Genomic DNA, 25,347 nt, shown 5'->3' with positions numbered 1-25,347 from the left:
CTTCGCGAAAAGCGCCGTTCCGGCCTTCTGCAGAAGGCCGGAACGGCGCTCGAGACAAACGAAACAGCAAATCAATGAAGGGGGACAGTTCTTCGTTTCGCCTACGGGGTCAAATCTTCACTTCGCTTGACAGAAGGCGCGGGTTGTTTGGCGCTATGGGGATTCAACCGAAGCGGCGGATGGCACTTGGGAAGATCGAACCTTGCCGGAACGCGTGGACAGGTCTGGAAGGAGATTGTTGGCGGTCATTGCGGTGAAGTTGACGGGCCTGTCGGCTGGTTTGCATTGGTCGAACCCCTGGTACTGTTGCGCTCTGCGTCGCTCAGGCACAATTGGCCAAAGCACCAGCCTCGCGGCTGTTCGGCATACCGACGCTGATCGTTGAACTGATGGCGCGCGTGGAATAATCATGAGCTGTCTTCCCATGCTGGTCGGCAGGCCGGCCGAATCGGGGTCCACGCGCCGATGATCGTCATGGCTCCGCCGCAACAGGGGCAGCGATGCGTCAGAGGGGGTGGCTTTGCGTCCGGTTCTTCGACCGGCTGCTCCGGCGGCGGGAGGTCGATCAGGCTTCGGCAGAGGTCCAGCTTCAGTTGGCCGATGGCCATTGGAAAGCAAGCCGAAGTGACGAATGCGGTGAAAGCTCCGGGACCGTACACCTAGTCACCCGAATCTGAAGTTCGGCTCATTGTCTTCTGGCAGAAGCGCTTGACCGACGCGAGGATCTGGTCGGCGGATTTGACCCACTTGTATGGTGTGGGATTTTCGTTGTGGGTTTCGATGAATGCGTCGATGTCGGCTTCCAGTTCTGCGGTGGAACGGTGTATGCCGCGCTGCAACTGCTTTCGCGTCAGCTCTGCGAACCACCGCTCGACCTGATTGATCCAGGATGCCGACGTTGGCGTGAAGTGAACATGCCAGTGTGGGCGGCGCGCCAGCCAGGCCTTGATCCTCGGTGTCTTGTGGGTCGCATAGTTGTCCATCACCAGATGCACGTCCGGCCCATTGGGCATTTCGGCGTCAATCCGCTTCAGGAAGTCGAGGAATTCAGTGGCCCGGTGACGCTTATAGCACTGACCGATCACCGCACCCGTGGCAACATCGAGCGCGGCGAAAAAAGAGGTCGTGCCGTTGCGGACATAGGTATGGGTACGCCGTTCGGCGACGCCCGGTGCCATGGGCAGCACCGGCTGCTCGCGATCCAATGCCTGGATTTGCGATTTCTCATCCACGCAAAGCACAACCGCCCGGTCCGGTGGTGACATGTAAAGGCCGACGATGTCCTGCACCTTGTCGATGAAGAGTGGATCGGAAGATAGCTTGAATGTCTCGGCACGATGTGGCTGCAGGCCAAACGCGGTCCAGATCCGGCGGATGGTGGTATGCGAAAGCCCGCTGTCGGCTGCCATCGAACGGATGGACCAGTGCGTTGCATCCTTGGGCGTGGTGTTCAACATACGCTCGACGACCTCCGCAACCTGGGCATCGGAGACAGTCCGTGGCCGACCGGCCCGGTATTCGTCCGTCAGCCCTTCAGAGATCCGAGCGCACGGCACGTCTGATCGACAGATGGAATTACAGCTCGAAGAACTCGTGATGGCCGCGACGGAGGATGAAGTGGCGGCCCAGTCTGCTGCTGCCAGAACGTTGAGCCTGCGTTCGTTCACACGCAAACGGCCGGTGCACAAACCCTGGCCGGAGGATGCCGAGCGCGAGCGCGTGGTGATCGATCCCCCGACCGTCTGCGCTTGCTGCGGCGGGTCGCGCCTGTCCAAACTGGGCGAGGATGTCAACGAGACACTGGAGGAGATACCTCGCCGCTTCAAGGTGATCGAGACGTTTCGGGAGAAATTTATCTGCCGCGATTGCGAGGCGATCAGCCAGGCGCCAGCACCGTTCCATGCCACGCCGCGCGGCTTCATCGGTCCGCATCTGCTGGCGACGATCGTCTTCGACAAATTTGGGATGCATAGTCCGCTGAACCGCCAGAGCACAAGGTTCAAATGTGAGGGCATAGACCTGTCGACCTCGACGCTGGCCGATCAGGTCGGGTTTGGAACGGCGGCCCTCATGCCGGTCTACGACCTAATCGAGAAGCATGTTTTCGGGGCCGAGCGATTGCATGGTGACGACACGACCATCCCAATCCAGGCCAAGGGCAAATGCGTAACCGGGCGAATATGGACCTACATCCGGGATGACCAGCCGTTCGGGGGAACGGCTGCGCCGGCGGCGATCGATTATGCGTCGAGCGACCGGCGTGGCGAACATCCGCAGAAGCACTTGGCCGAGTATGGTGGTATTCTGCAGACGGATTGCTACAACGGGTTCGAGCCGGACATTATTGCCAAAACGAAGAAGACACCGATCACCTTTGCCTTTTGCAACGCCCATTCGCGTCGCAAATTCTTTGCATTAGCCGATGTCCAGAAACATGCTCGAGATCACAAGCGGAAAGGCAAGCCGATCTCGCCGGTCGCATTTGAAGCCGTTAAGCGCTATGACAAGTTGTTCGAAATCGAGCGCCAGATCAACGGATTGAGCGCCGAAGAACGACAGGCTGTGCGGCAGGAAAAGAGCAAGCCGCTGTTCGATGAGATGCGCGAGTAGTTGGCGAAGGAACGCGCCACGCTCAGCAGATCGTCCGAGGTCATCGAGCCGATCGATTACATGCTCAAGCGCTGGGAGGGCTTTGCTCTCTTCCTCGAAGACGGAAGGGTCTGTCTTACGAACAATGCAGCGGAAAGAGCGTTGCGCGGTGTGGCGTTAGGAAGGAAAAACTGGACCTTCGCCGGTTCCCAGCGTGGGGCCGATCGTGCCGCCGTCATGCTGACCGTCATCACCACATGCCGCCTCAACGATGTCGACCCAAAGGCGTGGCTTGCCGATGTCTTCGCCCGCATCGCCGATCTGCCCGTCTCCCGCTTGCACGAACTGCTCCCATGGGAGTGGAAAAGGCTGCGCCAGGCCGAAAAAGCCTCTGCTCAGATCAACGCCTGAATCTTATCCGCAGCATTCATCAGCAATGACCCGCGCACGCGACCCAGTCCCGCGGTTCCCGGCGTATGCATACGGACATCCCTGATGACGATGTAGCCATCAGAGCTCAAATCGTTCTGCAGCTGACTGGTACTGCTGGCGCCATTGACGGCCCTCCGGCCGGCACCCGCAATTCACCTATTGAATTCCCCCTATTGAATTCACCATTGTCTCTCCCCCGGCTTTATCGCGCTCAAACCTCCCCAGCTCTGATTGCGCTAAAGCGACTGTCTTCCGCTGCTCCATGAAGGTCAAACCGCTCTTTTCGGGGGTAACGCTTATCAAAAAGAGCAATGAGGCATACCCCCGGGATACTGCCTTACTTCGAATATCGTAAGTCATTTCCGTGTGTGAAATAGAAATGTTAAGTCTTTCTACGTCCAATAGCTGGAGATGCAAGTATGGAGGCAACGGTCTTGCCAGCATATTCTGGTAACAGTTTCAGTTGGCAAAAGCGTAGGTCATGAGAAATTCACCAGCAGACAGAAACCAAACGTCAGTCCTTGATCCAACGGGTTCTCTGAAGTGGACGAATGTACTTGGTGTTCGAATTTCGGCAGTCAATCTCAAAAGCGCGACCGGACTTATTGAAAAGGCGATTGAAGACGGCAGGAAAGAATATGTGTGCGTTCGCGACGCGCACGGCGTCGTGCGGTGTCAAAAAGATCCCGAGCTTCGGTCCATACATAACCGCGCATTCCTGGTAACTCCCGACGGCATGCCGTTGGTATGGGCGCTGAAACATGCTGGCCATGTGGAAAGTGACAGGGTCTACGGACCGGATCTGATGTTATCTGTTTTCGAGACCGGCAGATCCAAAGGCTTGCGTCACTTCCTCTACGGTGCGACGGCCAAGACGCTGGAGCAGCTGCAGGCTCGACTTATCGCAAAATGCCCGGAAGCACGGATAGTCGGCTCCTATGCGCCGCCTTTTCGCGAACTTTCGCCGCAAGAGGAAACGGATGTTGCTGAGCGGATCAATCGGTCAGGCGCGGATATCATCTGGGTCGGACTGAGCAGTCCCAAGCAGGAATTCTGGATGGCGCGCATGCGCGACCGTCTGGACGCTTCGGTTCTCATCGGAGTCGGAGCTGCATTCGACTTTCACGCCGGCCTCAAACGGCAAGCTCCGAGGGTCATTCAAAGAAGCGGCTTCGAGTGGGCGTTCCGTCTTTTATGCGAGCCACGACGGCTGTGGCGACGCTATGCGCTCGTCGTGCCGACTTTCATCTCACTGACTGCCTTTCAGAGGTTGGGGCTTCGGGAGTTTCCGATCGAAGACGCGGTTTCCGGATCAGGTGCGTCGAGACAAAGGCTGTAAAGGAGTAAAACCACTATGTCGTCGTTTGCACCGTCAGCAATGCCATCAGCTCCGCCGAAGGCAATCGGCACAAGCGACACAGCCTCGCGGACAGTTTCGGCAAGCTCTGTTCCACCCATTGCGAACGCCAAGTCTGTCGATCCTTCAAGGCAGACAGGGCTCAATATGTCGGCCGCACTCCGGCGCCCGCTCCCTCGGCTTGCAACATCGTCACTCCTAATTGGCGGCGACATCGCGAGCTATGTGATTGCCTATTTTGCTCTTCTGCCCTTTCTTCCCACTGGTTCAGAAGGAACGGTACTGGAGCGCGCTTTCGCCCTCGCAGCATTGGCGGCGATCCTTCTTTATGCGTCGGCTCGGCTCTATCCCGGATATCGGCTTCACGACCACGAACTTCTGCGTCGTCGCACGACAGCTTCCGTCAAGGTGGCCGTCATCGCGGCGTTCGGAGCAGTCCTGCTGCCGGAAGGGGAACGACTGCTGCTTGCTATCGTTGGCTTCCTTGGCCTCGGGCTGATTGTCCAGCCTGTCACGCACTGGCTCGCACGAGGCCTGTGCCGGAGGCTTGGAATCTGGGGAGAGCGCGCGGTGATCATCGGGGGCAGCAATCATATCCCCGCGCTGATGGCATATTTCAAGGATCATTGGCAGTATGGCATCAAGCCGGAGCCCTATTCTTCTGATGCACCAGACGTATCGCCGGACGGCGGGCCATCCATCGCCCTGATTGCCGGCGACACAGGTTCGCTGATCGCCGATCTGGCCGCAATTCGCCGACAATTCGCCGAAGTCATCCTTCTGTCCGATACGCCGAGCCTCAAGGTAAGTGGATTGCGGCCTGCAGATGTCGGCGGGGAGATCGGCGTTCGCCTCACCAATGGTGAGAAGTCGTTAAGCTCGGATCTGGTCCGGCGGATCGTCGATCTCGCGATCGCCATACCTGCAACGATCGTGGTTGCACCCTTTATTGCGATTGCTGCGGCCGCAATCTATGCCATCGATCCGGGTCCCGTCTTTTTCAGACATGCCAGGGAAGGTCTGTCCGGCAAGCCGGTGCACGTCCTGAAACTCAGGACGATGTACCAGGACGCGGAAGAGCGCCTCGAAGCATTGTTCCGAGAGAACCCCGCCATGCGGGCCGAATGGTTGGCCCATTTCAAGCTCAAGGAAGATCCTCGCGTCCTGCCTGTCATCGGGCATCTTCTGCGCTCGTCGAGTTTTGACGAGCTCCCGCAGCTGGTGAATATCATTGCAGGCGAGATGGCCTTCGTAGGGCCGCGTCCTTTCCCCGAATACCACCTCCTGGCGATGGACGGTGAGTTTCGTGACAAGCGCCGCTCGGTAACACCGGGCCTGACAGGCCTCTGGCAGATATCCGAACGAAGCAGTGCAGATATCGAACTGCAGCAGCAACTCGACGAGTTCTACATCGACAACCGGTCCCTGTGGTTCGACTGGCACATCCTTCTCAGCACAATCCCTGCGGTCTTCAAGCGCAGGGGAGCCTACTGACCTCATCCTCGTCCTGCGAGGCAAACATCAACAACGGAGCACATCAATGCACGGACAGAAGCGAATTATGGTTACGGGTGGCACCGGATTTCTGGGATCATTCCTGTGCGAAAGACTCTTGCGAGAGGGCAATGACGTCCTCGCCGTGGACAATTATTACACAGGTTCGCGCGACAACGTTCTGCATCTTCTCGACGACCCCCGTTTCGAGATCCTTCGCCACGACATTACCTTCCCGCTTTATGTGGAAGTTGACGAGATCTACAACCTCGCCTGCCCGGCATCTCCAGTCCACTACCAAGTCGATCCCGTTCAGACGGTCAAGACCAACGTGCACGGCGCCATCAATATGCTTGGCCTCGCCAAGCGCACCAAGGCGAAGATTTTCCAGGCCTCCACGAGCGAAGTTTATGGTGATCCGGCAGTCCATCCGCAGACGGAGGACTATCGCGGCAGCGTCAATCCCATCGGCCCGCGAGCATGTTATGACGAAGGCAAGCGCTGCGCCGAAACGCTGTTCTTCGACTACCATCGTCAATACGGCGTGGAAATCCGGGTGGCGCGGATCTTCAATACTTACGGGCCGCGCATGCAGACCAATGACGGCCGCGTCGTTTCCAATTTCATCGTTCAGGCGCTTCGAAACGAGCCGATCACCATCTTCGGCAACGGCACGCAGACGCGCTCGTTCTGCTACGTGGACGATCTGATCGAAGGCTTTATCCGCCTGATGGGCGCGCCGGCTGGCGTTACAGGCCCGATCAATCTTGGCAACCCGGGAGAATTCCAGGTCCGGGAACTGGCTGAGATGGTGATCGAAATGACTGGATCGAAGTCAGGCATCGTCTTCAATCCTCTCCCAATCGACGACCCGACGCAGCGCAAGCCGGACATCAGCCGCGCAAGGCAGGAACTGGGTTGGCAGCCGACGGTGAACCTGCGGGAAGGGCTCGAAAGAACGATCGCTTATTTCGAGTGGAAGCTTTCCCTTGGATCCAGGAGCATGCCTGACGTCAGGTCCCCGCAAACGGCTTACACGCACCTGCCTGTTCCGGCCGTTGGCCTTCCTGTTCAGGAAGCCGTTCGTTAGGGATATGAATAGCAACGCCAATCATCGCAAACCAAGGCTCGTTTTCTTTCAATGGGACCACCAACCCAATGCGAACGCGTCCGGTTACCTGCTGCTGCATATGCAGCAGCAGGTCAAATGCCTCGGCACACACTTTGATGTCGTCGTCGTAAACCGCGACTGCGACTATGCGGAGGTATGCGAAAGATGCCAGCCGGATCTGACGCTGTTTGAAAGCGGCTACCGGTCACAGGGTTCACGGCGGATAAGAATCATCAACACCGATGCCCATATCGGCGTTCCGAAGCTTGGTCTTCATAACGCCGATCCATGGTGCGACCGGCGCAGTGGTTTCCTTTCCGATATGGAGCAATGGGGCATCGAGACATATTTCTCGATTGCGACCCTGGCTCCGGAATATATGCCGGAGCTGAAAGACAACCTGTTCGTCTGGCCAAACTTCGTCGATCCCGAAGTCTATCAAGACTATCACCAGCACAAGATCATACCGGTCACGCTCACGGGCCAGGTCAATGGCCTTTACCCCTGGCGGCAGAAGGTCTTTCCGATCATCCGCGATCGATATCCCTGCCTGGCTTCGCCTCAGCATACCTATGAGAGCAAACTTGCCTCCCAGTTGCTGGCAGGAGAGGCCTATGCGCGCGCCCTCAACGCGAGCCTCGTCGTGCCCACATGCGGAACCATGGCCGGCGAGGTCGTGCGCAAACACTTCGAGATTCCAGGGGCGAACACCTGTCTCGTGACGGAACGGACGGCAGCACTGCAGGCGGCTGGCTTTAACGACATGGAGAATTGCATCTTCACCGACCAGTACGACGTGGTTGAACGATTGGAATACCTCTTTGCTCATCCAGCTGAAATACAGCGCATCTCGACGGCCGGCTATAATCTGGTCCACTCGCGCCACACTCTGAATCACAGACCACAAATATATCAGTGGTTCATATTGAACAGCGGCCTGCGATCCGGGGAAAAAATCATTCAGCCCGGGCCTTTCGGCAACCTTATAAAAGTTGAGCGCATCTCCCAGCGGGGAAGCATCCATGTAGCCGGGCGGGCAAGCGACCGCGTTTTACTGAAGCAAGGCGATTTGCTTCTTGAGCAGGGTAAACTCGAGGAGGCCAAGGACTGCTACGCGCGCTGCTTGGATTACGTTTCCTACCTGCCCGAAGCCAAATTCGGTCTCGCCGTCTGCGCCTTGCATGAGGGCGATGCCGATCGCGCTTACAAGCTTCTGGTGAACTTAATCAAGGTAACGATGATCGACTACGGGGCGGCCGCCCCGGATCCGGTCGAATGGGCATATTTCCTTCTCGCGTTGGTCTGCAAAGGCCAACTCGTCCAAGCGCGGCGATTGCAGGACTTTTATCCATCCCTATCCCATAACGAACTCAGGCGTGCGCGCCTCGTCCTCGATCGAGACCGTCGAGAAGACAATCGGCCGGCCTTAGAACTGTCGGCCACAGATCGAAAGAGCATTCACCGGCTTCCCAGACGAAGCGATCACGAATGGCTTGCATGCTTCGCCGAGATTCTCGATCGTTGTCAGCAGCCAGATCTTGCGAACGTTTTTCGTCACGGTCCCTTCGAAGAAAGCGAGACCGGCGATCGTACAGCGTCTAGACATCACGGACTTGATATTGGCTGGCGCCAGCGGTTGTACTCAGGCGTCGATCAGATGATGATCGCATTGCGCTTGAATCACTTGAGGCCAAACGTGCCACCACTGCCGGAGTTTCGATATTTTTGGCATCTTGCAAAGGGTCTGATCTCCCGTTCGCAGCGGATCCCGTTGCGCAGGATCCGAACGGCGCTTTCCAGGCATCCTTCGTGATCGCTGGCAATTGCTTAAACGACATGTTTTCATTGAGTTATTCTGGAAGACGAGCTCAGCAGCCCGCCAACCCCAAGGACTACAGGCGGCTGCCCAGTCTAGGCCGAGCCAGGGAAATTGGCGAGGAAGAATCAGCGGTGGGCTATTGCGTGTAGGGCAGAGCCGGAAGTGGAGATGCACATGGCGACCTTCGCAGGCTGAGCGATCACATCCGAGCTTTGGCGCCCTGGTGCCAGATCGTGCCTCGGCGGCGCATTTTGCTTTGCGCCGCCGAGCATGGCTCAGGTCAAGACCGCGTTAGTGATGTGACGCAACAGTTGATCGTCCGATAGCATCTGCTCGGTCTCTGCTTTTTTCGGGGGCGGTAATACTTTCCTTGAAGAGATCGTTTATCTTGAACACGACCTCTGTTCTGTTGGTTGCTTTTACCTTTTTCATGATGTTGCGAACATGAACCTTGACGGTGCTTTCCCGCAGATTGAGCTCATAGGCGATGATCTTGTTCGCCTTTCCGCGCCGGAGAGCCTCTACAACTTCGGCCTGACGATCCGTGAATATGCCGGCCAACGGGCGAGCGATCGAGTTGCTGGACTCCAGCAAATGACGCATGGCGAATAGGGTGCTCGCAGGCACAAAAACGCCTCCCGCCACTGACAGCGCGATCAGTTCCATACAGACGCTGACGCTGACCGAGGCGGGTATGTAGCCCTTGGCTCCAAATTCGAGCGCCCGCACGATTTGGGTGAAATCGTCGCTATCAGCCAGTACGATGACTGGTATCGTCCCGAATTCCGACGAAAGGCTACTGATTTGCTCCGAGACGGCCGGATCGTCGATTTTTTTGCCGCCAATGTTCAAGAGGATTGCCGAAAGCGGCGGATACTCGTCGCGTTTTTGCTTCCACTCTTCAACCGTTCCAAATGCCAGGATAAGTAAATCCGTCTTGTGGGCCGCCATGCATTGCGCCAGGCATTGCCGATCAAGTTCACGGTTATCCAGGATCATGAGAGAGTGCTTTGGCCCCGACAGCAAGGTCGATGCCGCTGAACTATTCTCTACCTTAAGTGGAAGAGCTACCTTTTCCTGTCTAAGATCTAAATTTGGTATTAGCGCTGAATTCACTGCCTCATCCTCCCCAGCCGAGTTTCCCTACGCCTCAACAAAATCGAACACTCAAGCCCTTCAGATATGAGGGTTTGGAAGCACTAAAGTAGGAATTCAATACCACAGTTCTCGTGATGTTAAACTAGCTAATATAGGCTAAATGCCCACATTAGTTCCATCGGAAGGTGTAAAGAGGACGTAATTCTTGATCTAAACTTATACGATACTAAGCCGTTCCCCGAATGGTTGATTACGTTGCACCCCGGCTACGGATCGAGCCGCTAAACGCATGAAAATAATGTCGGCCGCCGGCGTATGACGGAGTCAAATCCGGATTTGCTCCACCACCAAAATTGATCGCGGGCTATGAACTTCGGCGTACGTCGTCCTAAGTAGATACGTCTTTAGGTGAATAAGCTTCGACGTTTTGTTTCTTTACTCAGATAACAAAAACAATTCTCTTTGAATGGGAAGAAATAGTTGTCCCGTCGCGATGAAATCTTGGGCGCAATCATGTGATTGTTCGGTTTCATCTGGAAATCGGGGTTTGTTGAAGAGTAGGGGTGCATGCGTAATGATTGCATCGAACGTCAAGCTGGATGATAGCTGCGTCATCCATCATCGAGATCTTGTGAATCTCTACGGCTGCACGATCGGCGCCGGCGCGCGCATCGGCACCTTCGTTGAAATCCAGAAAAACGTCCTCGTCGGGAAAGACTGCAAGATCTCCAGCCATTCCTTCCTTTGTGAAGGCGTGACGCTGGAAGAAGGCGTTTTTATCGGCCACGGGGTCATGTTCACCAATGATACCTATCCGCGCGCCGTCAATTCCGATGGCAGTCTGCAGACCGAAGCCGACTGGGTTGTCATCCCCACTCTGGTCAAGCGCCACGCGTCGATCGGCAGCAACGCCACCATTCTGCCTGGCGTGACCATCGGAGAGGCCGCGCAGGTTGGCGCCGGTGCGGTCGTAACCAAGGACGTGCCTGACGGCGCTATCGTTGCCGGCGTACCGGCCAGGATCACCGGTCGCGTTCATGACCGGTCAGTCAACATGCAAACGTTGGGAGGAATGCGATGATCGGTATTGCTGTTGTTGGATATGGCTATTGGGGGCCAAACCTGGTTCGCAACATTTCGGAAGCGGCCGGCGCGCAGCTCATTTCGGTCTGTGATCTCAATGTGGAGCGGTTGGCGGCAGTTAAAAGCCGCTACCCCGCGATAGAGATCACCGATAATTTCGAGGAAGTCCTGCGCGATCCGAAAGTGGACGCAATCGCCATTGCAACGCCGGTCTCAACCCATTTCAAGCTCGCAATGCAGGCTATGATGGCCGGAAAACATGTCTTCGTCGAAAAACCGATGGCATCGACGACGGAGGAGGCCTCGCGCATGGTCGACGAGGCCGCGCGCCGAGGCCTCGTGCTGGCCGTGGATCATACCTTCGTCCACACCGGCGCCGTCCGCAAGATGCGCGAACTGGTCGAAAGCGGCCTGGGCGACATGTATTACTACGACTCGGTTCGGGTCAACCTGGGCCTCTTCCAGCACGATGTGAGCGTCATCTGGGACCTCGCGGTGCATGATCTCTCCATCCTGGACCATGTTGTGCAGGAAAGGCCGGTGGCCGTTTCAGCGACGGGCATGAGCCATGTGCTCGGCGAACCGGAGAATATCGCCTATCTGACGCTTTTCTTCGAAAGCAAGCTTATAGCCCACATCCACGTCAATTGGCTGGCGCCGGTAAAGGTGCGCCGCACACTGATCGGCGGCAGCAACAAGATGGTCGTCTACGACGATCTGGAGCCCAGCGAAAAGATCAAGGTTTACGACAAGGGCATCACGCTGAACCCCAATTCTCAGGCCTACGGCGAGAAGGTGCATCAGATGATGGTCGGCTACCGCAGCGGCGACATGTGGGCGCCCAAGCTCGATATGACCGAAGCATTGAAACGCGAACTGGATCAGTTCGTAGAGTGCATCGAGCAGAATTCGCGCCCCATTACGGACGGCCAGGCCGGGTTGCGTGTCGTTCGCACCCTTGAAGCAGCGAGCCGGTCGCTCGCCCAGCGCGGTCGTATCATCGAGCTCGAAGAGGCGAGGCGCATTGCATGATCCCCTTTCTGGACCTCAAAGCACAATATCAATCGCTCAAGAACGAAATCGACGCCGCCGTGCTCGGCGTCCTGGCCTCGGGGCAATACATTCTGGGCGAGGAAGTCGCCCGCTTCGAGCAGGAATTCGCGGATTATTGCAACGTCAGACATGCGATAGCCGTCAACACCGGGACGAGTGCCCTGCATCTGTCGCTTCTCGCTGCAGGCGTCGGCTCCGGCGATGAAGTCATCACCGTGCCATTTACCTTCGTGGCGACCGCATCTGCGATCTGCTACGCAGGCGCACGACCCGTCTTCGTCGATGTCGAGCCCGTGACGCTCACGATGGATCCGGCTCAGCTCGAGGCAAAGATCACGCCCCGAACCAAGGCCATTATTCCCGTCCATCTCTACGGTCAGATGGCCGATATGGACGCGATCAAGGCGGTTGCTGACCACTACCGCATACCGATCATCGAGGACGCTTGCCAGGCGCACGGTGCCCAATACAAAGGCGCGCGCGCTGGCAGCATCGGCACGTCAGGCTGCTTCAGCTTCTATCCGGGAAAAAACCTCGGCGCCTGCGGCGAGGGAGGTATCGTAGTCACGAACAGCGACGATCAGGCCAAGGCGATGCGCATGCTGCGCGACTGGGGTCAGGAACAACGCTATCACCATCTGCTGAAGGGCTTCAACTACCGTATGGATGCCATTCAGGGTGCGATCCTGCGCATAAAGCTTCGGCATCTCGAAGCCTGGACAGAAGCACGGCGTGCCCATGGCCGCCGCTACTCGTCGCTGCTTGGCGGTTCGGCAAATTTGAGGACACCTGTCGAAATCACCGACCGGCGCCACGTCTACCACGTCTATGCCATTAGAAGTCGCGATCGCGATGCGCTTCAGCGCGTACTGAGCGCGGAGAGCATTCAGTCTGGGCTGCACTATCCGATCCCAGTTCATCTGCAAAAGGCGCATGCCGACCTTGGTTACCAGGCTGGCGACTTCCCAATCTCGGAAGCCGCCGCACGGGAGGTCCTCTCGCTGCCGATCTATCCCGAGATGCCGGCGTGGCACGTCGATCAGGTCGCCGCCGCGCTGGAGTACGCTTATGTCAGCTAATCGCGAGGCCCGGGTCGTGCAGGCGGTCCACGGCCGTCATGGAAGGCCGGTAGATCCTGCCTACCAGGCCGGGTTGGCCGAAGAGCTCAGGCAATCATACGGGCGCGCTGGCCTGATCGAACTCTACGGTCGTTTCGCGACGGGTGATGGTGTCGTCGACACCATGATGCGGAAAGCCATCTGGCAAGCGATTGCGCGCAGTTGCGGCACGGGATTGCAGGTCGCAGGCGGTGCCGGTTTCAAACACCCGGAAACGTTCGAAATCGGCAATGGGGTGTTCATCGGTGCCCAGGCCTATATCCAGGGGCGCTACGATGGCACTTGCGTGATCGGCGACAATGTCTGGATCGGCCCGATGGCCTATTTCGACGCGCGCGATCTGGTGATCGAGGATTCTGTCGGGTGGGGGCCTGGCGCCAAGGTGCTTGGCTCGACCCACACGGCACTGCCGGTGGATGTGCCGATCATTCGCACGGATCTTGAAATCAAGCCTGTCCGCATCTGTGCAGAGGCCGATATCGGAACGAATGCGACCATTCTTCCCGGCGTGACCATCGGGAAGGGGGCTATCGTTGGAGCGGGGGCAGTTGTCGTTTCCGACGTCGAACCGTTTTCAGTTGCTGCGGGTGTACCTGCAAAATTCATACGTTGGCGTTCGGAGAATGATCCGATGACGAACATGTCGCGTGAGGGAAGATCATGAGAAACAAACGGGTACTCATTACCGGCGGTGCCGGTCTGATCGGTTCGCATATTGCCGATCTCGTCGCATCGGAAAAACCGCGTGAGATCATTATCCTCGACAATTTCGTGCGCGGACGCCGGGACAATCTCAGCACGGCAATAGCCAGTGGATCCGTTAACATCATCGAGGGAGATATCCGCGACAGAGCACTGCTCGCGAAAACCTTCGAGGGCGTCGACATCGTCTTTCATCAGGCGGCCATCCGCATTACGCAATGCGCGGAAGATCCGCGGCTCGCCTTCGATGTTCTGGCCGAGGGCACGTTCAATGTTCTCGAAGCCGCCGTCAAGGCAGGTGTGTCGAAGGTCGTTGCTGCTTCCTCGGCCTCTGTGCTGGGATTGGCCGAGAGCTTTCCGACCACCGAAGCGCATCATCCCTACAATAACAGGACGATCTACGGCGCGGCCAAGACGTTCAACGAAGGATTGCTTCGCAGCTTCGCGGAGATGTATGGCCTGCGCTATGTGGCATTGCGCTATTTCAACGTCTATGGGCCGCGAATGGATGTCTACGGCGCCTATACCGAAGTGCTGATCCGCTGGATGGAGCGTCTGGCGGCCGGAATGCCACCTCTCATCTACGGAGACGGCAGCCAGACGATGGATTTCGTCGATGCACGCGACATCGCGCGGGCAAACCTGCTGGCTGCGAAGAGCGATGTCACGGACGAAGTTTTCAATGTCGCGAGCGGCGAGGAAATAAGCCTTTTGCAGCTCGCGCAGATGCTGAGCAGCATCATGGGTGTCTCGCTCGAACCGCAGCACAAAGAGGCCCGCACGGTCAACGGTGTGACCCGTCGTCTTGCCGATATCAGCAAAGCCGAGAAGCTCCTGGGCTTCAAGGCGGAAATATCGATGGAGCAGGGGCTTCGCGACCTTGTTGCATGGTGGCAGTCGAAGACCGCTGCAGCAGGAGGCCAAGCCGCATGAGCCCGTCACCATCTACAATTCCAGTCGCCAAGCCCGTTCTTGGCGAAGAGGAGGCCGAGGCTGCGCGCCGCGTTATTCTGTCAGGATGGGTGACGCAAGGGCCGGAAGTCGCCGCTTTCGAGACCGAATTCGCGGCCTTTGTCGGCGCCGCGCATGCCTGCGCCGTTTCCAACTGCACGACCGCGCTTCATCTCGCCTTAATGGCGGTCGGTGTCAGTGCTGGCGATGAAGTCATCACGGTCAGCCATTCGTTCATCGCCACCGCGAACGCCGTGCGATACTGCGGTGGAGTGCCGGTTTTCGTCGATATCGAGGCGGATGGTTACAATATCGACGCCAGCCTGATCGAAGCGGCAATCACGCCCCGCACCAAGGCAATCCTCTGCGTGCATCAGCTTGGCATGCCTTGCGATCTTCGCTCGATCGTGGAGATCGGCAAGCGCCATCAGCTCCCGGTTATCGAAGATGCAGCCTGCGCGACGGGAAGCGAAATTCTGTGGGACGGGCGTTGGGAAAAGATCGGCACACCGCATGGCGACATTGCCTGCTTCTCCTTCCATCCTCGCAAGGTCGTCACGACAGGGGATGGTGGCATGTTGACCACCGCCAATCCCGAATATGATCGAAAATTCCGGCTGTGGCGACAGCATGGCATGAGCGTCACTGATGCCGTTCGTCATGGCTCGAAACAGGTGATCTTCGAAGACTATGACGAACTGGGCTACAACTACCGTATGACCGACCTTCAGGCCGCCGTCGGACGGGAACAGTTACGGCGGCTGCCGGGGCTGATTGCGCAGCGCAGACGGCTTGCCGAGCAGTACTGCGAGGGCCTATCCACGATTCCTGGGCTTTCGCCGGTCGAGCCGCATTGGGCGCGCAGCAACTGGCAGAGCTTTTGCGTGCGACTGCCTGATGCTGTCGACCAGCGGACAGTTATGCAGGCACTGCTCGATCATGGAATCTCGACCCGGCGCGGTGTAATGAACATTCATCTGGAGGGAGCCTATTCCGACCAGAGCTCCCATCGCGCTGCCACAAGCCTGATGCGAAGCGTATCAGCGCAGCAGCAAACGATCATCCTGCCGCTCTATGTCCAGATGACGGAGTCAGACATCGCAAGGGTTGTTGAGGCACTTCGCGGATCTCTTGCTGAAGCCATCAATGGACGCCCTATCTTACAGCACGATCGCGACGTCGCTCTTGCCTGATGCAGTATCTGCATGCTGCAGAGCTTAGATTATGCAAGGCCCAGCGCGCATCGTCTGATGCGCGCTTATTTGTTACGCGGATTTCGTGATCCATCCTCTGACGATTGCGGGCAGTGACTCCGGCGGAAGCAGTTCCACCAACATGCGCAGCGAGTAGAGCCCTGTGAGCGCCACGGCGAGAGAGCCGATCACCATCGCCGGCCATCGAGGCAAGATCAAAAAGGCAGAGAATACCAATCCCGAGGCGGGCAGAAAGAGCAGCGCGTGCCGGCGGTTGGCGGCCGACCAGCGGAAGCCGGTAAACCGCCGCACAATCACGTAAATCAGGATACTATGCCAGACGTAGAGGCCGAAAAACGCCATGCCGGCCCCTGGCGTGCCGAACTTTGACACGAAGAGCCACGCCAGCCCCACATGCACCAGCGTCGCCGCGACCTCTGTCCAGAAGAAGATCGTCTGCGCACCCTTAGCCAGAACGATGAAACCCATCGGCCAGGCGACAATCCTGAGCAGCATTCCCAGGCAGATCCAGCGCAGAAGCTCCACCGCCCCATGAAACTCCGCGGAATAGAACAAGCTCATCACGAGCGGTGCCAGGGTCAGGGTGGCGAGCAGACCGGGCCCTGCCAGCAGCAGGCTGATTTCCGCCTGCTCATTGACCAGCCGGTTGCACTCGGCATTGTTTTCTGCGGTTGCAGTCAGGCGCGGATAGAAGTCCGTGCCCATCGCCTGCAGGATGAAGCCCGCATAGAGACCTCCAAGCGCCCAGGCCGCCTGATACAACCCAGACGCAGCAACGCCCCCCTCATTCAGCACGATGATCCTGATAGCATAGGCGGCGCCGAAGGTCAGAAGCCCGCTTGCCATGAACGCAAAGCCGAGCCTGAGCAAAGCCGTTGCTTCCCGACCGAACTGGCGCGCTGACATTGGCGCAGGATGCGTGCTGATCTGCCTGCTGTACCACCAAGTGGGAAGGATTGAAGCAGCTGCAATCACGACGAGAGACGGTGCGATCGCCGGTGCGCCGAACAGATAGATCAGCGGGATGCTGATTACCGTGCCGAAGAGCCCCGAGAGCACGTTGATAAGGGCAAGATTTCTAATGTTCCGCATGCCCTGGATCAACGCAGTTTGCCCGGCGGAGACCATGCGAAAAAATACGGCCAGGGAGAGCAGCGCTATCGCGCCGGCATGCCGGTAGTCGCCAAAGGTGAAATTCGAGACCGGAAACGCCAGCGCGGCAAGCAAGAGCGCACCAAGCAGCCCGAGCACCATCGATATGCGCCTGAGGACTGTCGCCGATCGTGCGATCCTCTCTGCATCGCCGGTACCGGCAGCCTCTGCGACCTGGCGTACGCCACTGCCGCTCACTCCCAGACCAGCGGTCGCTTGTGCCATATCGATGATCGACCCGTAGAGGCCGATAAGTCCCACACCTTCCGGCCCGAGCAGGACAGCCAGGGCCTTATTGCGGACGATGCTGAGCGCGACGTTCACCAGCGAGGAGCCGCCCATCAGTATCGTCGATTTGAGGATCTGGGCATAAGTATGGCCACTTGGCGGGGTCATGCGCAAAGTCATCAGATCCCCCTAGCCGTTTGCCTTATGGGCCGGGAGCACGAGGCTACCTCGCAGCAAGCTTGATCGCACACATGCTTTTCGCCGGTCACTGGCTGGCCCGGTCTGCGAGCGTCTGGCTCTTGGGAGATTGGTCGGGGTCGATCTCAGATGAACTATCCAAAATACGAGGCTGAACGACTCTCACCACATCGCCCGGCGCCAATGCTGTCGTTTCCGAAGCCTGGAACTGATTGATTTGTCCTTCGTTCCGACGGCTCACGCTAAAGGTAAGCGGGAGTTCCTCGCCGGAGCTCTTGACGCCGTCATTGCTCGCAAGGTCTTCGAGGAGCAGCTTCTGCGTCATCTCGCGCTTCATCTTGAACTGATCGAGACTTGCCCGTTCAGACTGCGCTTCGGTCGCCACTTCGCTCCGGCGCGTGTCGGAAAGTCCCTCGAGATTTCGCGTTGTCTCGCTGATCGCCTGCCGGCCCCGCATGATGGCGGTGACCAGGTCGAGCTTGTCGGAACGGTAGGTCGTCAGCAACCGCTCCAGGTCCATCTGCCTTGAAGAGAGCGTGAGGCCTTTCTCGACCAGGGACTTAACGCTGGTCAGTTGGTCCTCGACAGATTTGATATTATCGTCTGCGCCCGTCAGCTTCTCTTCCAGCGTCGAAATTTCCGTGGTCAAAAGATCACGTAATTCCGTGAACGCCTTTGACTGCCTCTGAAGCGCACTTGCACGAGCCTGAAAGATAATCCTTTCTTCGTTGTATATCCCGGCGGTAAATTGCTGGTCGGCGCCGGTCGTCTGATCGAAGGTAATCTCCTTCGCGCCATCCATTTCGGCCTGGAGTCGCGATAATTTCGCGGTGGCGCGCAGGATGGAGTGATCGATCTCGCGCAATTCGCCTGCGAGCTTGATAGACTCCGTTTGCTGCGAACCTTTGGCGCGGAGCGGGCCGCCGCTCAGCGCGAGCGATTGCAGGACGGTCAGTCCGGGGCGAAATTTGTACTCCCCGGGCGTGGTTACGTCTCCCACGACGTAGATTGGCGGGTATTCGAGAATTTCGATGGTCACTGCAGGTGCCTGAACCAATCCGATTTTTGCCTGCAGGCGCTTGGCAATCTCGTTTGTGAGACTGGCGTTATCGAGATTGCCAACGGGAAGAGGTCCAAGGAAGGGCAAAAAGACCTGGCCGTCATCCGAGACGGTGTATTCGCCGCCAAGCGCATCCCATCGTTCATATTGGCCTTTGGATGGCATCCACTGGACAATCGATAGGCGGATTTTGGTCTGCGGGGTAAAGGGCGTGTCATCGGCGAGCGCCGGCAACGCGGGTCCGGCAAGAAATACGAGCGCACTGATGGCAAACGTCGCACTAAAGAAGATGCGAGGAACGCGGTACGATAGCTTCATCTACATGTCCAGCCTGCAAAGCATCCTTAAACGGATACAGGTTCAATGCTTTAGGCGTTGCGCGGACACCGGACGCAAGGTCCAGCGCCGCAACGCCAGTGTGCAATCAGACGGAGCCTTGAGGAAGATGGAGGGTCGGATGCTTCGCTTCATCACTATTGATGAAGTGGAGTAGAGTACTTCCGCCCAAGTCGAGCAGGAACATAAGTTTCCGCCTCGCGAACGATCACAGGAGGGCGAGGGCGGATTTCAGAGATCGACGTAGTAAATTGCAATCAGGTCGCATCGCGCTCCGTGCGCAGATTGGCGACGACGCGCCTATTCTGCACCTTGCAGGAACGTTGCGTGCAGTCGCGGACTTCGCGGTCCGCACCGTAACCCTTGGCCCACATGCGTCCGGTGTCGACTCCCTTCGAGACGAGATAGGCCATGACGGCATCGGCGCGCTGCTGCGACAGGGTCTTCAGTTTCGACTCCGAACCGGAATCGTCGGCAAATCCCTGCAGCTTGACCAGCCAGGTCGGGTTCCTGTTCAGCCAGGCAGCCTGGTTGTCCAGCGTTGTCATGGCGACGGTGTCGAGCTTAGCGGAATCTTGCGTGAAGTAGATCCGTCGGCCGACACTGAGGATGAAATCCTCTTCACTGCCAGCCTTGACGTTCTCGAAACCGGGCGCGGGATCGTTGGTCTGGCCGGTCAGCGGTGCTGCCGCAGGTTCCTCTACGGAAGCGATATCGGTGGTGGTGCAGGCCGTGAGTGCCAGAAGCATGGCCGTGGCGGCAAGGTGCCTTGCATATGCGGTCAAAACAGACATCAGGGTGATTTCCTCATTCGACCGGGGTGGCCTGGCTGACCTCGGCGGCGGGCGCCTGATCGGCAATATGCGGCAGAACCTGCACCGCGGTGCCGATCGGGCAACGCTGGTAAAGATCGATGGCGTCTTCGTTGAACATGCGGATGCAGCCGCTGGAGGCATCCTTGCCGATGCTCCAGGGCTCCAGCGTGCCATGGAAGCGATAGCCGGTATCGACGCCGTCACGATGCAGGTACATGGCCCGGGGGCCGAGCGGATTCTTCGGTGAGCCCCCGGCCACGAATTCGGGCAGTTCAGGATGGCGCTTGCGCATCTCCGGTGGCGGTGTCCAGCGCGGCCAGAGAGATTTGCTGTCGATCGTGGCGCGGCCGAACCATTTGAAACCCTCGCGGCCGACGCCGACGCCGTAGCGGATGGCCGTCTTGTTCTCCATGATCAGATAGAGAAAATGGTGCCTGGTATCGACGACAACGGTGCCGATCGGCTCGCTACTGAAATATTTGACAACCTGCCGGTGCCATTGCTTGTCGATCTTGGCGAAGTTGGTTGCTCTGAATGTCACACCATTATCGACGGCGGTGCCGGCAAAATAGGAAGCCGCCTGGGCAAAAGCCGGCTTCTGTACCGCGCCGGTGCCAAGTAACGCCAATCCACCAAGCAGAATATTCCTGCGGGTTAACACCATCGGCCAAATCCCCCTCAAAGCCAAGCAGCGCGGCGCCAGTAAATCAGATTTTTCATTTGCCACAACACAAAACTCTGTTCATCCCCTAGAGTTCGATGTCGAGTTGTTGATGCGGTGGCTGCGTTGCTCTGATCGTTACTCGGCGAGACCGGCGCTATACCCAATTGCCTGAGATAAACAGGAGACGGCCGCGAACTGTGCCGCCTTTGCGAAGCTGGATCCTGGTTCCACGCATTGGGTCGCTGGTCGAAGCGGCGCTCGACTTAAAAACTCCTGCAAATTCAATCCTGGAAAAAACATGCTGGAAATTGTCAAGTTTTTTTGGTTTACCTCTCATGTTGCGAAATATGCGGAATTTGCAATCCGGCGTTTGGCTGGCCGCCGATTGTTCGTCTCCGCGTTTCTTTATGGATATTGCTATGGGCATCAGGGAGGACGACCGGCGGTACGCGGTCTATGCGGCACATCGCTCCGACCTCATTCGATACGCTACGCCCATCGTCGGTTCGCGAGAAGAAGCTGAAGACCTCGTCCAGGAGGTCTTCATAAAATTCGTGCCGGAAGATGCGGCCACACCTCAGAAATTGAAAGCCTATCTCTTCCGCATGGTGCGGAACCTCGCGCTCGACGTGCGCAGGCGCCAGAAGCGAGACTTGCGCGCTCGCCCGGAAGATACGCCGTGGTGGGGACTTCCCCTGGACACGGGAACGCCTGAGGAAAACGCGCTCTTCTGCGATCAGGTCAGGCAGGTTGACGCAATCCTTTCGGCAATGCCGGACCAGGCACGCATCGCTGTCGAAATGCATCGCTTCGGCGGATACCGCATGGAGGACATCGCCAGCCACCTCGACATTTCGGTGGCCGGCGTCCACAGGCTGATCAAGGCGGCAATTGTCGAATTCGCCAAAAAAATGGGATGATCCGCTAAAAATCTCGAATCCGAGTGAAAAAAACGGGCGAGATAAACGTCAATGTTCGTGAAGCGGTAAAACAGCGGGGATGCGACGTGGTTTGGCTACAGGAAAGACTGGGAACTGATGGCCGTCGAACCAGATAAAAGGCCTGAAGTCTCGGACGAGGCGCTGGAGGCGGCCGCTGATTGGCTCCTTCTCCTGCACGAAGGGCCAGAAGACAGTGAGATCAAAGCGCGCTTCGATCACTGGCTGACCAGCGGTCGCGAACACCGCCTGGCCTGGGAGCGCACGCAGAAGACATGGGCCGCAATGGGGCAGGTTGTCCCGACCATGCAATCGCAGTGGGAATATGCGTCGAGATCGGCGGCCAGACCCGTCATACGACAGCCGGCAGCGGCTCGGCATCGCGCACCGTGGCGGCGGGTTGCCGTGGCAGCGGCGGCTATGGCCGCACTCTGTCTTGGGCTTGTCGTTGCGCCCGGCCTAATGCTTCGCTTGAGCGCCGACTATTCGACGTCAACGGCGGAAACCCGCACGATCACCCTTCAGGACGGCAGCACGGTAACGATGGCTGCCGCGACCTCGATTGCTTTGAACGACGGCGACGGACGGCGAGGCATCAAGCTTCTTGCCGGCGAGGCGTATTTCGAGGTGGCGCCGGACAAGGACAGGCCCTTTACGGTGGAAGCAAATGGCGTCCGCGTCGAGGTGCTCGGCACGGCCTTCGACGTGGAGCTCGCCGACGGGCTGACCAGCATTGCCCTTGCGCACGGTTCCGTTCAAGCCTCCATCGCGGGTTCGTCTGCGACCCCGCCCGAACGGCTGGTGCCCGGAGATCTGCTGACCGTCGATCCGAACAGCGCCGTCATGATGAAGGACACGATCCCGGTCGACGAGATCGCCAACTGGCGCAATGGTGAACTCTACGTCGTGGACGCAACGCTTGCCTCGGTGATCGAGCAGATCCAGCGCTATCACCCCGCCTGGATATCGGTTCCCGACACTACGCTTGCCCGCCAACGCGTCACGGGCTTCTACAATCTCAGACAACCCGATCAGGCGCTGCGCGCGCTGGTCGAACCTTATGGCGGCAAGGTCCGCTCAATCTCCTCGCTCGCGCGCATCGTCAGCCGACTCTAGAAAAAATTTGACTGTTTATCAAGATTTAGCTCACTCCAGCCGAAAACCCTGAAAAAACTCTGAGAGCCAATCGTCATTTCGTTGAAAGCGCCGGGCACGACATCGGCGCAAACGACTGGAGAGACGAGAGTGAGCATGCGAGTGAGGGTAGGGGTTCTAAGGCTCAACGGCGCGTGCCAAGCGGGTGGGTACGCGTGGCGAGCACGGTTGTTGGCGACAACCGCTTTTGCAATTTTGTCTGTAGTAACCAATGCTCACGCGCAGTCGGCGCCGGCCGACAACGCGCAAGCGCAAGCGGCCACGACACTCCCCTTCGATATCCCGTCCCAGCCCCTGGCGAACGCGATCCGTGCATTCGGGCGTCAGTCCGGCATGCAGATCACGCTGTCGTCGACGCCGACAGGATCAGTGAATACCAGCGCCGTGGCCGGTCGATTGACACCTGCCGACGCGCTTGATCGAATGCTGTCGGGGACGGGAGTATCGGCTCATATTTCCGGAGATGGTGGCGCAGCGACGATTGGCAGCGCCGATATCGTGAATGCCATTCCGCAGGAGGATGGTGTTACCCAACTTGCTCCGATCGTCATCAAGGGCGGCCGACGTCCAAGTTCCGGTGCGGGTTATCGCGGCACGCCTGACTGGGTCTACGAGGAGCCGGCAAGCGTCAGCGTCATCTCTAGGGAGGCCATTCAAAGCTCTCCCGCCCGTAACGCACGCGACTTGCTCGACAACGCCGCCGGCGTCTATGCCAACCGCTCCGAGGGGCAGAACCCCGGCGTCACGGTCAATATTCGCGGCCTCCAGGATCAGAACCGCGTCGTCACCATGATCGATGGGGCGAGGCAGAATTTTCAGCGCAACGGCCATGGATCGACGCAGCGAACCTATGTCGAAACTGCCTTTATCCGTGAAATCGACGTGGAAAAGAGCGGCACATCGGGCGTTGGCGGAGCCGGCGCACTCGGCGGCTCGGTCAACTTTCGAACCATTGAGGCCGATGACCTCATAGAAGACGGCCGCCAGTGGGGCGGCGAGTCGAACGCGACCGTTGGCACCAACGAGTTCCAATTTGATGGCGCGAGCATGGCGGCGGTCAGACTGTCGGACAGCTTTTCGGTGCTCGGTGGCATCAGCCACAAGAAGATTGGCGCCTATGACATCGGCGAGAGTGGCGACATCAAGCTTTATGACAGCTCCGTGCATGACGGAGCGGCGATCTTCACAGGGCAGGACTCCTACTCTTACCTGCTGAAGGCCGAGGCGGAGCTCACCGACGATCTCGACATGTCGATGACCTGGCTTCGCAACGATTCCGACTTCAGCCAGGGCTCCTACAACAATGATGGCGACCTTGATGAAGATACGCAGCAGGTCCTGAACGATACGCTCACCAGCAGCCTTCATTGGGATCCCGACAGCGAACTCATCGATCTCAATGCGCGCCTCTGGTACAATCACACGCGAAACCGCGAGAAGCGTTTCGGTTCCGCCATCAACGACGACGGTTTCCCGGTCAATTACGCTCTCGGCACGCTGGGCTTCAGTATCGACAACACCAGCCGCTTCGAGACCTCAGCCGGTTCGCTTTCGTTGAACTACGGTGTCGAGGCCTTCTTCGACCGCGGCAAGACGGAGACGCTTGAGGACTACTTCCTCAATGGCGTCGACATGACGGCCACCTATACCGGCACGACCCCGTCCGGCGATCGCGATGTCTACAGCGCCTTTACCAATGCCACGTTCGAACATGACGACTGGCTGATGGCGCAGGCCGGCCTGCGCTACGACTATTACAATCTTTCGGGCGACGCATCGCTCTACGGTCTGGAAGTCAAGACCATCGACAACCGAAGATGCCGGTTGTATTTCCCTGATGGCGTGACCTGCCGGATCTGGACGGGGACCATCGATCGCGTGACGGTCTATCCGGAAAACGTCATCGATGTGGACAATTCGGACGGCGCGCTGCTGCCCTCCGCCATGCTCGCCGTCAAACCTGTCGACTGGCTGCAGCCCTTCGCCAAATATTCGCGCAGCTTCCGTCCTCCGACGATCATGGAAACCTTCCTGACGGGCGGTCACCCTGGCGTCAATCTCGTGGAAAACGCTCCCAATCCCGATCTCGTGGCCGAAGAAGGCAACACTTTCGAGCTTGGCGTGAATGCCACGACCGACGGGCTCTTGTCTGCTGATGACAGCCTGCGCCTGAAGGCCGTCGGCTTTTATCGCGAGATCGAAAACTATATCGCGCTCGGGACAGTTCATCGCGCCGAGACCGGACGCGACTACGCCTCCTATGTCAACGTTGACGGCACGACGCGCATGAAGGGCATCGAGCTGGAAGCGAGCTATGATGCAGGTAAATGGTATGCCGGCCTTTCCTACACCTATCTGAAGACGGATTTCGGCACGACCTACAGCTATGACGGCACGAGCTACGAGATCGAGCCCTCGATCATTTTCGTGCCGCCGCGCAACAAGTTTACCATCGATGCGGGCATGCGGCTGTTCGATGACAAGCTGACGATTGGCGGTCGCGCCACCCATGTCGGCGGCACTTCACCCAATATCGGCGTGCTGGCGAGCAACTACGTCACCGAGGACTACTCGCTATACGACATATACGGCTCCTACGCCTTTAACGACACCGTCAAGCTTCGCTTTGCAGTCAACAACGTCACCGATGTCGCTTACGTCCCGGCGCTCGGAACCATCAGCCTGCCCGGACCGGGACGCACGGCGACGGCATCTCTCAACTTCAAGTTCTAAGCATTTCCCGGCCGGCCGGCCGCGGATCCGAGGTTCGTCGATCGACG

18 protein-coding genes and 4 pseudogenes are annotated in these 25,347 nt (G+C 58.2%); 15 read left to right on the top strand and 7 right to left on the bottom strand.

Features of this window, described 5'->3' with window-relative positions; all coding sequences use genetic code 11:
• A pseudogene (locus tag AC1DUP_RS32955) lies at positions 1-78 on the top strand (ATP-binding protein); the annotation flags it as partial.
• Positions 79-407: 329 nt separating this feature from the next.
• On the opposite strand, the pseudogene AC1DUP_RS32950 reads toward AC1DUP_RS32955, so the two are convergent.
• Both AC1DUP_RS32950 and AC1DUP_RS32945 read right to left on the bottom strand, forming a co-directional pair.
• A pseudogene (locus AC1DUP_RS32950) lies at positions 408-642 on the bottom strand (IS91 family transposase); the annotation flags it as partial.
• Positions 643-659: 17 nt separating this feature from the next.
• Positions 660-1,535 (bottom strand): annotated as a pseudogene (locus AC1DUP_RS32945) (IS630 family transposase); the annotation flags it as partial.
• Here AC1DUP_RS32945 and tnpC point away from each other — a divergent pair.
• From tnpC to AC1DUP_RS32920, 5 genes and pseudogenes are all read left to right on the top strand, one after another.
• Positions 1,535-3,000, top strand: a pseudogene (tnpC, locus tag AC1DUP_RS32940) (IS66 family transposase); the annotation flags it as partial. The pseudogenes AC1DUP_RS32945 and tnpC sit on opposite strands and share 1 nt — an antisense overlap.
• Before the next feature lie 502 nt (positions 3,001-3,502).
• Positions 3,503-4,360 carry a WecB/TagA/CpsF family glycosyltransferase gene (locus AC1DUP_RS32935; protein ID WP_113296515.1) on the top strand — a complete coding sequence of 286 codons (858 nt, stop codon included), beginning with the start codon at positions 3,503-3,505 and terminating at the stop codon, positions 4,358-4,360.
• Between the two features lie 15 nt (positions 4,361-4,375).
• Entirely contained in the window at positions 4,376-5,872 is a 1,497-nt protein-coding gene (locus AC1DUP_RS32930; RefSeq protein ID WP_113296514.1) for a sugar transferase, read from the top strand.
• Between the two features lie 46 nt (positions 5,873-5,918).
• The gene (locus AC1DUP_RS32925; RefSeq protein ID WP_113296513.1) at positions 5,919-6,962 is read left to right on the top strand and encodes a UDP-glucuronic acid decarboxylase family protein; all 1,044 of its coding nucleotides are present in this window, start codon (positions 5,919-5,921) and stop codon (positions 6,960-6,962) included.
• A 4-nt stretch (positions 6,963-6,966) separates the two neighbouring features.
• Positions 6,967-8,796, top strand: a complete 1,830-nt coding sequence (locus AC1DUP_RS32920) for a glycosyltransferase family protein (protein ID WP_113307583.1) — start codon at positions 6,967-6,969, stop codon at positions 8,794-8,796.
• Positions 8,797-9,093: 297 nt separating this feature from the next.
• Here AC1DUP_RS32920 and AC1DUP_RS32915 read toward each other — a convergent pair whose 3' ends face one another.
• On the bottom strand, positions 9,094-9,918 hold the full coding sequence (locus AC1DUP_RS32915; protein ID WP_477836815.1) for a response regulator transcription factor: 825 nt from the start codon (positions 9,916-9,918) through the stop codon (positions 9,094-9,096).
• A gap of 556 nt (positions 9,919-10,474) precedes the next feature.
• Between AC1DUP_RS32915 and AC1DUP_RS32910 the strand changes: the two genes are divergently transcribed.
• Genes AC1DUP_RS32910 through AC1DUP_RS32885 form a run of 6 tightly spaced genes read left to right on the top strand, consistent with a single transcriptional unit; the run spans position 10,475 to position 16,000 of the window.
• Positions 10,475-10,981: an acyltransferase gene (locus AC1DUP_RS32910; RefSeq protein ID WP_113307584.1), complete on the top strand. Its 507-nt coding sequence runs from the start codon at positions 10,475-10,477 to the stop codon at positions 10,979-10,981.
• Positions 10,978-12,015, top strand: coding sequence for a Gfo/Idh/MocA family protein (locus tag AC1DUP_RS32905; protein ID WP_113296509.1), 1,038 nt, complete (start codon positions 10,978-10,980; stop codon positions 12,013-12,015). The genes AC1DUP_RS32910 and AC1DUP_RS32905 overlap by 4 nt, the downstream gene beginning before the upstream one ends.
• Positions 12,012-13,115: a DegT/DnrJ/EryC1/StrS aminotransferase family protein gene (locus tag AC1DUP_RS32900; protein WP_113296508.1), complete on the top strand. Its 1,104-nt coding sequence runs from the start codon at positions 12,012-12,014 to the stop codon at positions 13,113-13,115. The genes AC1DUP_RS32905 and AC1DUP_RS32900 overlap by 4 nt, the downstream gene beginning before the upstream one ends.
• Positions 13,105-13,818 carry an acyltransferase gene (locus AC1DUP_RS32895; RefSeq protein ID WP_113296507.1) on the top strand — a complete coding sequence of 238 codons (714 nt, stop codon included), beginning with the start codon at positions 13,105-13,107 and terminating at the stop codon, positions 13,816-13,818. The genes AC1DUP_RS32900 and AC1DUP_RS32895 overlap by 11 nt, the downstream gene beginning before the upstream one ends.
• Entirely contained in the window at positions 13,815-14,789 is a 975-nt protein-coding gene (locus AC1DUP_RS32890) for an NAD-dependent epimerase/dehydratase family protein (RefSeq protein WP_113296506.1), read from the top strand. Before AC1DUP_RS32895 ends, AC1DUP_RS32890 begins: the two co-directional genes overlap by 4 nt.
• On the top strand, positions 14,786-16,000 hold the full coding sequence (locus AC1DUP_RS32885; RefSeq protein WP_113307585.1) for a DegT/DnrJ/EryC1/StrS aminotransferase family protein: 1,215 nt from the start codon (positions 14,786-14,788) through the stop codon (positions 15,998-16,000). Before AC1DUP_RS32890 ends, AC1DUP_RS32885 begins: the two co-directional genes overlap by 4 nt.
• Positions 16,001-16,072: 72 nt before the next feature.
• Here the strand turns inward: AC1DUP_RS32885 and AC1DUP_RS32880 are convergent, their stop codons facing one another.
• From AC1DUP_RS32880 to AC1DUP_RS32865, 4 genes are all read right to left on the bottom strand, one after another.
• A complete protein-coding gene (locus tag AC1DUP_RS32880) occupies positions 16,073-17,581 on the bottom strand; it encodes an O-antigen translocase (protein ID WP_113307586.1) in 1,509 nt (502 codons plus the stop codon).
• A gap of 85 nt (positions 17,582-17,666) precedes the next feature.
• Positions 17,667-18,977: a polysaccharide biosynthesis/export family protein gene (locus AC1DUP_RS32875; RefSeq protein WP_113307587.1), complete on the bottom strand. Its 1,311-nt coding sequence runs from the start codon at positions 18,975-18,977 to the stop codon at positions 17,667-17,669.
• Positions 18,978-19,252: 275 nt separating this feature from the next.
• Complete coding sequence (locus tag AC1DUP_RS32870) at positions 19,253-19,789, bottom strand: OmpA family protein (protein ID WP_113307588.1); 537 nt, start codon at positions 19,787-19,789, stop codon at positions 19,253-19,255.
• A gap of 13 nt (positions 19,790-19,802) precedes the next feature.
• Positions 19,803-20,474, bottom strand: a complete 672-nt coding sequence (locus AC1DUP_RS32865) for a L,D-transpeptidase (protein WP_113296501.1) — start codon at positions 20,472-20,474, stop codon at positions 19,803-19,805.
• A 197-nt stretch (positions 20,475-20,671) separates the two neighbouring features.
• Here AC1DUP_RS32865 and AC1DUP_RS32860 point away from each other — a divergent pair, with 197 nt between their 5' ends.
• The 3 genes from AC1DUP_RS32860 to AC1DUP_RS32850 all read left to right on the top strand — a co-directional run bounded on the left by AC1DUP_RS32860 (position 20,672) and on the right by AC1DUP_RS32850 (position 25,300).
• Positions 20,672-21,394, top strand: coding sequence for an RNA polymerase sigma factor (locus AC1DUP_RS32860; RefSeq protein WP_477836814.1), 723 nt, complete (start codon positions 20,672-20,674; stop codon positions 21,392-21,394).
• A 117-nt stretch (positions 21,395-21,511) separates the two neighbouring features.
• On the top strand, positions 21,512-22,528 hold the full coding sequence (locus AC1DUP_RS32855; RefSeq protein ID WP_113296499.1) for a FecR family protein: 1,017 nt from the start codon (positions 21,512-21,514) through the stop codon (positions 22,526-22,528).
• Between the two features lie 372 nt (positions 22,529-22,900).
• Positions 22,901-25,300 (top strand): TonB-dependent receptor, encoded by a 2,400-nt coding sequence (locus AC1DUP_RS32850; RefSeq protein WP_477836813.1) that lies wholly within the window; start codon positions 22,901-22,903, stop codon positions 25,298-25,300.
• The last annotated feature ends 47 nt before the right edge of the window (positions 25,301-25,347 follow it).

The sequence above is a fragment of the Rhizobium sp. 01L419 genome, assembly GCF_056400025.1.
The sequence above is the reverse complement of the archived record's forward strand: the minus strand, read 5'-3'. Positions and strand labels throughout refer to the sequence as shown.

What these genes read in the sequence shown, in the direction of transcription:
- AC1DUP_RS32935 (WP_113296515.1), top strand. Translation starts at nt 3,503, where the DNA reads ATGAGAAATTCACCAGCAGACAGAAACCAAACGTCAGTCCTTGATCCA.
- AC1DUP_RS32930 (WP_113296514.1), top strand. Translation starts at nt 4,376, where the DNA reads ATGTCGTCGTTTGCACCGTCAGCAATGCCATCAGCTCCGCCGAAGGCA.
- AC1DUP_RS32925 (WP_113296513.1), top strand. Translation starts at nt 5,919, where the DNA reads ATGCACGGACAGAAGCGAATTATGGTTACGGGTGGCACCGGATTTCTG.
- AC1DUP_RS32920 (WP_113307583.1), top strand. Translation starts at nt 6,967, where the DNA reads ATGAATAGCAACGCCAATCATCGCAAACCAAGGCTCGTTTTCTTTCAA.
- AC1DUP_RS32910 (WP_113307584.1), top strand. Translation starts at nt 10,475, where the DNA reads ATGATTGCATCGAACGTCAAGCTGGATGATAGCTGCGTCATCCATCAT.
- AC1DUP_RS32905 (WP_113296509.1), top strand. Translation starts at nt 10,978, where the DNA reads ATGATCGGTATTGCTGTTGTTGGATATGGCTATTGGGGGCCAAACCTG.
- AC1DUP_RS32900 (WP_113296508.1), top strand. Translation starts at nt 12,012, where the DNA reads ATGATCCCCTTTCTGGACCTCAAAGCACAATATCAATCGCTCAAGAAC.
- AC1DUP_RS32895 (WP_113296507.1), top strand. Translation starts at nt 13,105, where the DNA reads ATGTCAGCTAATCGCGAGGCCCGGGTCGTGCAGGCGGTCCACGGCCGT.
- AC1DUP_RS32890 (WP_113296506.1), top strand. Translation starts at nt 13,815, where the DNA reads ATGAGAAACAAACGGGTACTCATTACCGGCGGTGCCGGTCTGATCGGT.
- AC1DUP_RS32885 (WP_113307585.1), top strand. Translation starts at nt 14,786, where the DNA reads ATGAGCCCGTCACCATCTACAATTCCAGTCGCCAAGCCCGTTCTTGGC.
- AC1DUP_RS32880 (WP_113307586.1), bottom strand. Translation starts at nt 17,581, where the DNA reads ATGACTTTGCGCATGACCCCGCCAAGTGGCCATACTTATGCCCAGATC.
- AC1DUP_RS32875 (WP_113307587.1), bottom strand. Translation starts at nt 18,977, where the DNA reads ATGAAGCTATCGTACCGCGTTCCTCGCATCTTCTTTAGTGCGACGTTT.
- AC1DUP_RS32870 (WP_113307588.1), bottom strand. Translation starts at nt 19,789, where the DNA reads ATGTCTGTTTTGACCGCATATGCAAGGCACCTTGCCGCCACGGCCATG.
- AC1DUP_RS32865 (WP_113296501.1), bottom strand. Translation starts at nt 20,474, where the DNA reads ATGGTGTTAACCCGCAGGAATATTCTGCTTGGTGGATTGGCGTTACTT.
- AC1DUP_RS32855 (WP_113296499.1), top strand. Translation starts at nt 21,512, where the DNA reads ATGGCCGTCGAACCAGATAAAAGGCCTGAAGTCTCGGACGAGGCGCTG.
- AC1DUP_RS32850 (WP_477836813.1), top strand. Translation starts at nt 22,901, where the DNA reads ATGCAGATCACGCTGTCGTCGACGCCGACAGGATCAGTGAATACCAGC.